We start from the raw sequence: 7,902 nt of genomic DNA, 5'->3' as shown, positions 1-7,902 counted from the left end.
CCCGACAGGAATCGAACCTGTATCTGTCGCTTAGGAGGCGACCGTTCTATCCATTGAACTACGGGGAGGGACGCTGGATTCTACCTGCGTTACCAGCCTGTTGATTTCAACCGACGTAATTATGCAAGCTCTATGCGGTTGACTTCGACGGAGACGTGGGTCAGTTCATCGTGTAACGCCAGCAACCCGCGAATGTAGTCGGGGGTGACGATGGCTGCGCTTTCGACTGCGATGATGCAGGCGTATTGGTTCTTGCCCACGCGCCAGACATGCAGGTCGGTGATGTTGACGGGCAGCGGGCCTTGCGCAATGGCCTCGCGTACCTCCGCCACGACGGGGGCATCCATTTCCGCATCGAGCAGCACGCGACTGCTATCGCGCAGCAGGCCGAAGGCCCAGGCTGCGACCATGGCAGAGCCGATCAGGCCCATGACCGAGTCCAGCCAGACCAAGCCCAGCAGCATGCCGCCCAGCAGGGCCACGATGGCCATGACCGATGTGGCGGCATCTGCAATCACGTGCAGATAGGCGGAGCGCAGGTTCAGGTCGCCATGCGCATGGTCGTGTCCATGGTGGTGATCGTGATGCGATTCATGGTCGTGGTGATGAGGGTGGCCATCCTTGAGCAGCCAGGCACAGGCCAGGTTGACCAGCAGGCCAAGAACGGCGACGCCGATGGCTTGCTGGTAGTGAATGGCTGCAGGCGAGAGCAGTCGGTGTATGGACTCAAAAGCCATCAGCGCAGCCACCAGCAGCAGGCAGATAGCGCTGGTGTATCCCGCCAGGATTTCTATCTTCCAGGTGCCGAAGCTGAAGCGCCCGTCATTGGCCAGCTTGCGTGCTGCGGCATAGGCGCTGACCGACAGGCCCAGTGCCAGCGCATGGGAGCTCATGTGCCAGCCATCGGCCAGCAGGGCCATGGAGTTGAAGTAATAGCCGGCGGTGATCTCCAGCACCATCATGACCAGCGTCAACACCATGGCCAGCTTGGCATTCTTTTCTGCCAACGGATTGCCTTGATCGAAGCGGTGGGAGTGTTGTCGCGTGTGGGGTTGGGGGGCGGCAGTGCTTGAGGTCATGATTGGCGTGTTTTCATATACTCTACCCCAGTATATTTCCCGCGCCGGCATGAGGACTACAATTCCAGCCATGTCGCACACCGTTTCGAATCAAAAGCCCTTGCTCGCGCGCATTCGGCGCATCAAGGGACAGACCCAGGCACTGGAGCGAGCCCTGGAAGAAGGTCAGGACTGTGCCGTGGTATTGCAGCAATTGGCGGCCGTGCGCGGAGCCGTCAATGGTCTGATGCTGGAGCTGCTCGAAGGTCATGTGCGCGAGCACCTGGGTGCCGAAGCCGCAACGGCCGAGCAGCGTGAGCAGGATCTGGAGCTGGTCGTGAAGGTGCTGCGTTCCTATGTCAGATGAGGAGCGGCAGCAGGTCGTTGAGGGTCTGAATTGAGGGAGCTGGACCGCAGTAGCGCAGCCGGATCATTGACAGATGGCGGCACCGCTTGATGACCGTGCCAGCACTGCTTGCCCTGAAATGCTTCCATCGACCGTCGCAGTCGCTCCTGGTCCGGCTGCCCGGTCGGTGCAGCCACGGCAAGCCATGACCGCGGTTCATGACTTGCTCGCTGTCTTTGTCCGTGGGCCAGCCGGCTCCTGCTCCATCCCCGCCGTATGTGCAGCATGGTCCTGCCAGAGACTTGCTTCAGCAGGGCGGGGCGGCGTGGGCTATCAAGATGGATAGCTGTGATCGCATGCCGCCCAAGGAATGTCGTCTTTCATCTGATCAATCCTTGCGCACGGTATAGACGATGTCCATGGCGCTGGTCATGCCGGTCTGAGCGCGCAAGGTGACGCTGCGCGACAGGTCGTAGAAGATGTAGATGATGCCCATGGCTCCCGACAGGCTCTGCTCGTAGGTCAGGTAGAGCTTGTCCGATATGCGCTTGCCCAGGGTTAGCGCGGCGCCGGCTGCGTCCGTGCCGTCCCCGCCGCCCTTGAATCCGACTTCATCGAGACCCAGGCTGCCCGCAATCTTCCCGCTGGCGCTGTTGCCACCTGCCAGCAAGGCCATGGCGGCCTGCTGGAGCAAGGCGCTGCTGGCCCCTCCGGAGGCCGGGTCACGGCCCATGACGACCCAGGAGAGCTTTTCCGCATCGGGCAGGGCAGGGTCGGAGTACAGCAGCACACGTGGCGCACTGGCCGTGCCCAGCACCTGCACACCGGCCTTGACGGCAATGTTCGGGCGCAGCGCCAGGATGTCCAGCGAGGGGTTGTTGTAGGGACCGTTGAAGCGGATCAGTCCGGTCTCTACATTCAGCGACTGGCCCCAGGCGCGGTAGCGACCTTGCTCGGTTCGGATTTCTCCGGTCACGCTGGGCGGGCCGCCGATGTAGCTGGCGCCTCGCACTTCAAGCTGACCCAGCAGTCGCGTGGTGATGCCAAAGCCTTGCAGCGCAAAGTCACGTCCCATGTCGAGCTTGACGAGAATGTCTGGCACCTTGCGTGGCGTGGCGCGGGCCTGCTCCTTGCGGGCCTGTTGTTCGCTACGCCGGCGCTCCTCCTCTTCGGCCTTGCGCGATGCCGCCGAGCGCACCACCACATCCTTGTCCAGCGATGGCGCGGATTCTTCGGGCAGGATGATGGAGGCTCTGTCGACCGTCAGGTCGCCGCGCAGCGTGAACTGGCCTTGCTCCAGCCGGGCCTGCAGATCACCGGAGACGCTGACCTGGCGGTCGGCGCGCACCAGGACTTGCAGCTTGCTGGCCTTGGCCTGCAGATTCATGCTCAGGCCCGATTCGGCTCCCGTACCTGGTGGTGTGAACTGGGCGTAGCCCGAGCCGGTAAGCTGGCCGCCATCTTCAGGAGCACGGGTCAGATTGCCGCTATAGCCCAGAATGCGCGCCTGGCTGCCTTTTCCGCCCTTGAGGCGCAGTTCGGTGATGTCCAGTCTGGTGCCTTGCAGCCTGGCGCGCAGAATGCCGTCGCGCAGGTCCACGCCATCGAGCAAGGACACGATGTTGAGCCCATCGGCCTTGAGATCGCCCTGCCACTTGGGGTCCTGCAAGGTGCCGCTGATGGTGGCGTCTGCAGCCAAGGTGCCTTGAATGCGCCATCCGGGTGGCGCAAACAGGGCCCACAGCCCCATATCGGGCATGTTGGCATGCAGCTGGCCCGACAGAGGTGCCGTGGCGGGCAGCGTCCAGCCGTCTTGCTGATAGCGGAGCTGGGTGCGCAGGTCGGCACTGAGCTTGCCTGCGCGCTCGCTCTCCCAGAGCAGTTGGGTGTTGACCTGGCTACCCTGCGCCTGCACGTTGAGGCGTATGTCCTTGATGCGCGAGCGCATGCCTGTGCCGCCAATCTGGCGCGTGCGAGTCCTGCCGGCACGTGTGGCCGTGGGGCCGGTGGTCTGGATGACGGTGGTGCTGGAGCCATCGTCCACCGCCAGCCGCAGATCGCCTGCGGCGCGCTCGACCGTGAGATCGGCCTTGAGATCCTTGCCCAGGGTGTCCAGGTTCCAGCGCGCGTTGAAGCTCAGGTCGCCGGAGATCCCGGCGGCCTCCAGTGGTGGATCGTCATCGCCCAGGCTGAAGGCGTCGACCCAGGCCAGTGGAATTCCAAGCGCCTGCCCTGCGCTGCGCACACCCCATTGGCCGCTGCCGGCACGGGTGACGGAGCTCGCCTCCCATGTCAGCTGGGCGGGAGGCAGTGGCTCGCTGCTGGTACGCCTGACGCCCAGTTTCGGGGGCGTGATCTGCAGCTTGCCGGCGCTGAGTTGGTAGACGGTACTCAGCACCGTGCTGCCGCTGGTGCGCTGTTGGATCTGGACGGGGGCACCGGGCTGAAGCTGCACGACCCAGGGGCCGGGCTTGCGCTTGTCGGGGGTGAGCTGGGCCTGCAGCTTTTCAAGGCTGGCCTGCCAGTCCAGCGGGGCCATGCCCTTGCTGCTGGCCAGGCCGGCTTGTAAAGCGGTGTCGAGCTGAATGCTCTTGCCGGCCTGCTGGGCCTGCGCGGTCAGGCCAACCCTGGCATTTTCGGGGCTGCCGTCAATGCTCAGTGCCAGCGCAGGCAGGACGGTGCTCTGCTCGGCTGCGGTGCCGGCGGGCAGATAGCGAATTTTCTCGGCGCGTAGCTTGGCCTGAATCTGCAAGCCGCTGGCGGGAATGGCCGCACCATGGGCGGCGCTCAGGCGCTTGAGCAGATTTTCCCAACCGCCCTTCAGGGCCAGTTGCAAATCTGCGCTGCCATCAAGCTGCGCACCGCTCAGTGGGTCCTTGACGCCCGGCAGCTTGCGCAGCCATTGCGTGAGCGTGCTCATGGAGCCGAGCTGCAGCTGGCTTTGGACAGCGCCGCTGGCGGGACCCATCTGTCCTTCGATGCTCAGTTGCGCCCCGGGTGCCGCAGCCTTGAGCCTGGCCCTGGCTTCTTGAGTTTCGGTATTGAACTCCACGGATCTGGCATCGATGCTGGCCTGCAACGCTTCGAGCTGCAGCTTTTCCAGCTGCAGCAGCGGGGCCTTCCACTGACCGCTGGCCGCCAGGCTCTGAATGCGCAGCGCCCGGCTGTCGCGTTTGCCGCTGGCGGCCTGCAGATTGGCGGCGAACACAATCTTGCTGGCTGCCGCAGCACCGTCATCGGTATCGGCAGCCACGGCCCTGGCGCTGATCTCGCCCTGCAGGGGAGAGGCTTCCAGCGTGCTGTAGAGATCGGCCGGATTGAGCTGCGCCACGCTGGCCAGGCCTTCGAAAAGCCGGGTGGCCGGGGTGAACTGACCGCTGAGCAGGACGCTGCCCCGGCCGATCTGGATACGGGAATCGTCCACTTGCCATTGCTGACCATCGAAATCGATTCGGGCTGTCAGCTCTGCCACGGGCAGGCGCTGCCGGTCCCAGGGGCCGGGCAGTGCGTTGCTGATGCTGGCATCGAGCTTCCAGGGCTGCGTCTCAAGGTCTGCAGCTGCGGGCACGGACTCGTTTGGGCCAGCCTGCAGCTGGCCGGTCAATAGGGTACGCGGCCCTTGAGGCCAGAAAGCCGAGACATCGAGATTCCGGAGCCGGGCCTTGGCTGCCAGCAGCGGCTGGCTGCGCCAGGGCATGATGCTGGCCTCCACATCGGCTTGCACGGTGCCCGCTTCTGTTACTGCTGCTTCGGAGCCGGAGCGAGATGGCTGCCCGATCTTCTTGTGCATAGCGGCGGTTGCCGGCGGGTCTTGAGTTCCCGGGCCGGGGGGCGATGCTTCAGCGCTGGCATTGGCCTTGATTGCCAGCCTGGCTGCTTCGGTGGCCAGCGTGCCTTCGACCGTCACCTTGGCTTGCACGGCAATGGTGGCGCCGGCATCGCCGTCCTTGTCCAGAGGATTGGGCACTTGCACATCGCCGGTGGCCTCGGCCTGCATCGCCATGGGAGCGGCGCCCTGCAGCTTTAGCTGGGCCTGGTAGGCGCCCTGGGCAAAACGCAGGCTGCTGACCTTGAGTTCATGGTCTGTGCCCGTGTATTCATAGCGACCGCGAAGGTCCTGAACCACGGCCTCGGGCGGGCCTTGCCAGAGGATCTGATCGATCCTGAAGGGCAGCTCTATCTTCACCGGCAGGGTCAGCGACTGCAGTGGTTCGCTGGCGGGTTTGTCAGGGTCGGGCGCGCTGGCAATGCGCAGCTCGGCGATGTGCACCTCTCCCAGCCTGAGCGTACGGGACAGCAGCAAAGGCCTGAACTGCCATCCGATCTGCGCCTCGGTGACCTCGATCTGCATGGTCGGGCTTTGCCATTTCAGCCACCCGATACGGCCACCGTTCTTGACGCTGCCCGAAACCTCCTTGGCGACCAGGGACTGGTCTGCGGGCAGCCAGCCTGCCACGCGCTGCAGCGTCAGGTTAAGGGAGTCGTCCCTGCCAATCCACCACAGCAGGCTGCCAAGTGCCAGCACCAGGGCGAGCAGGGCCGCAGCAACCGTCCAGCCCAGTGTTCTCAACCAACGGCGGCGTCTGGGGATCGGGGAGGAGGCCTTGGCGCCAGGGTTTGTGTCTTGTTCTGCCATGCTTAAAACGTGAAGCCCAGGCGCAGGTGCAGGCGCAGTTGCTGTTCCTGAGCGCCCCAGGCGAGATCTGCTTGAATTGGTCCGACCGGGCTTTTCCAGCGGATGCCGGTACCGAACCCGACGCGGGTGTAGAGGCGGTTGATATCGTCGCCGACCGTACCGGCATCGATGAAGACGGCGTGCTCGAAGTCCTGGGTATTGCCCTTGATGGTGATGGGTCGTTGCCACTCCACACTGCCCATGGCCAGATAGCGGCCCGCGATCACGCGGCCGTTGTCGGTGCGTGCGCCAATCGATTGATAACCGTATCCGCGCACCGTATTGTCGCCACCGGTCAGAAACATGATGGTGGTCGGCAGGTCCACATCTTTCTTGGCCATGACGGCGCCGACTCCGGCCTTGAGTTGCAGACGGCTGCGGCGCCTGGTTTCCTCGTCACGCTCGCCCAGCGGTATCAGGCTCAGCCAGCGGCCCGTGAGGCGCCCGAACGGCGAGCGCTGAGGCGTCAGCGTGGTGCCGGCACCGGCCTCCAGGGCCAGACCGAAGCCCGAGGTGGGCAGCAGATTGTTGTCGAAATAGCGGGCCGTCCAGCCATAGTTGGCCAGCAGCGAGGAGGCTCCGGGCGGAGCGCCTGCGCCCTGGGTCTTCGCATAGTCGTACTGGAGGTACATATTGCGCTCGATGCGATCCTCGGCCTTGGAGCGGCCAAAGCGCATCTGGGCACTGTTGGTGTAGAAGTCGCCCGCAGGGGCGCGCTCGAGCTTGCCGCTGGCAAACCAGCGCCAGAGATCCTCGCCGGGAAGGCCGACCAGCTGGGTGGAGATCAGCGGGTTCTTCCTGTCCAACTGCAGCTTGCTGACGGCACGCCAGTTCAGACCGGGCACCTTGTTGTAAGTGTGATCGATGGACAGGCGCGGTCCGGTGTCCGTGCTCAGGCCCACACCGAACACCCATTTCTGCAGCTTGGCTTCGCGCACCTTGGCAATCACGGGCGAGGTGATGGCTGCGCCCTGGCTCTTGCGCTGCTCGTCACGTTCAGCCTCGGTGGCGGCCTGTTGCGGGGAGTCGGCCAGCGAAAGAAAGACCGAGTCGTAATAGCCGCTGCTGACCAGACGCTGCTGCGCATCGAGCATGCTTTGCAGATCATATTCCTGGCCCTCGGGCAGGCGCGCGATACGGGCCGTGCGCACCGGGTCGTAGCGCTCGGCGCCATCAATCTGCAGCGGACCGAAGGTATAGGCAGGGCCGGGGGCATAGCTCACGCTGACCTGTGCCTTGTTGGTGTCGGCGTCCACATCGGCCAGACTGGTATCGATGCGTGCCAGCGGGTAGCGGCGCTTTTGAAGCTCCTTGAGGCCTGCGCTCTTGGCGCTGCTCCACGCCGATTGCGAGAACGGCTCGCCCGCCTGCAGCGGCCAGGTTTCCTCGATCTGCAGGCGCTGCGAGGTTCCCAGTTCATCACTGGCATTGACGCCGGTGAAGCGTACCTCGGATTTTTCGATGATGGTGGGCGGGCCTGGATCGACCCTGACCACCACTTTGCGCGGCGCTTCCTCTTCGGGGGTGTCGGTCAGCTCGACCGTGACTGTCGGGCTGAAATAGCCCAGGGTGCCGATGAGCTCGCGCACGTTGGCATCGGTCGCGCCCAGCAGGCGCGTCAGTTCGCGGCGCTGCAGATCGGGCTGGTGGCGAAAGCGCTTGAGTTCAAGGTGCTGCTCCAGCAGCGCACGGACCTGTCTGGGGGCATCGACTTCCAGCGTGAAGGCCGGCGGGCCGCTGGTGTCGATGCCCATGGCTTCGGCTTCTTTGTCTTTGGGGGAAAGCAGGCTGCAGCCGCTGAGGAGCAAGGCGGCTCCCAAAAG

Annotated in this window: 4 protein-coding genes; 1 reads left to right on the top strand and 3 read right to left on the bottom strand. The window is 64.4% G+C overall.

The window, feature by feature from the left end:
• Positions 1-119: 119 nt before the first annotated feature.
• Positions 120-1,079: a CDF family Co(II)/Ni(II) efflux transporter DmeF gene (dmeF, locus tag E2583_RS21700; RefSeq protein ID WP_291598535.1), complete on the bottom strand. Its 960-nt coding sequence runs from the start codon at positions 1,077-1,079 to the stop codon at positions 120-122.
• A 70-nt stretch (positions 1,080-1,149) separates the two neighbouring features.
• On the opposite strand from dmeF, the gene E2583_RS21695 reads away from it, so the two are divergent.
• Positions 1,150-1,425 carry a metal/formaldehyde-sensitive transcriptional repressor gene (locus tag E2583_RS21695; protein ID WP_291598534.1) on the top strand — a complete coding sequence of 92 codons (276 nt, stop codon included), beginning with the start codon at positions 1,150-1,152 and terminating at the stop codon, positions 1,423-1,425.
• 367 nt (positions 1,426-1,792) lie between these two features.
• Here E2583_RS21695 and E2583_RS21690 read toward each other — a convergent pair whose 3' ends face one another.
• Together E2583_RS21690 and E2583_RS21685 are read right to left on the bottom strand one after the other, a co-directional pair.
• Complete coding sequence (locus tag E2583_RS21690) at positions 1,793-6,040, bottom strand: translocation/assembly module TamB domain-containing protein (protein ID WP_291598532.1); 4,248 nt, start codon at positions 6,038-6,040, stop codon at positions 1,793-1,795.
• A gap of 2 nt (positions 6,041-6,042) precedes the next feature.
• The gene (locus tag E2583_RS21685; RefSeq protein WP_291598529.1) at positions 6,043-7,833 is read right to left on the bottom strand and encodes an autotransporter assembly complex family protein; all 1,791 of its coding nucleotides are present in this window, start codon (positions 7,831-7,833) and stop codon (positions 6,043-6,045) included.
• Positions 7,834-7,902: the final 69 nt, after the last annotated feature.

Source organism: Comamonas sp., from assembly GCF_009360615.1.
Taxonomy (GTDB): domain Bacteria; phylum Pseudomonadota; class Gammaproteobacteria; order Burkholderiales; family Burkholderiaceae_C; genus Comamonas.
This window is presented reverse-complemented; position numbering and strand designations above follow the sequence as displayed.

Coding starts and splice junctions, on each gene's coding strand:
- dmeF (WP_291598535.1), bottom strand. CDS start 1,079: ATGACCTCAAGCACTGCCGCCCCCCAACCCCACACGCGACAACACTCC.
- E2583_RS21695 (WP_291598534.1), top strand. CDS start 1,150: ATGTCGCACACCGTTTCGAATCAAAAGCCCTTGCTCGCGCGCATTCGG.
- E2583_RS21690 (WP_291598532.1), bottom strand. CDS start 6,040: ATGGCAGAACAAGACACAAACCCTGGCGCCAAGGCCTCCTCCCCGATC.
- E2583_RS21685 (WP_291598529.1), bottom strand. CDS start 7,833: ATGGGCATCGACACCAGCGGCCCGCCGGCCTTCACGCTGGAAGTCGAT.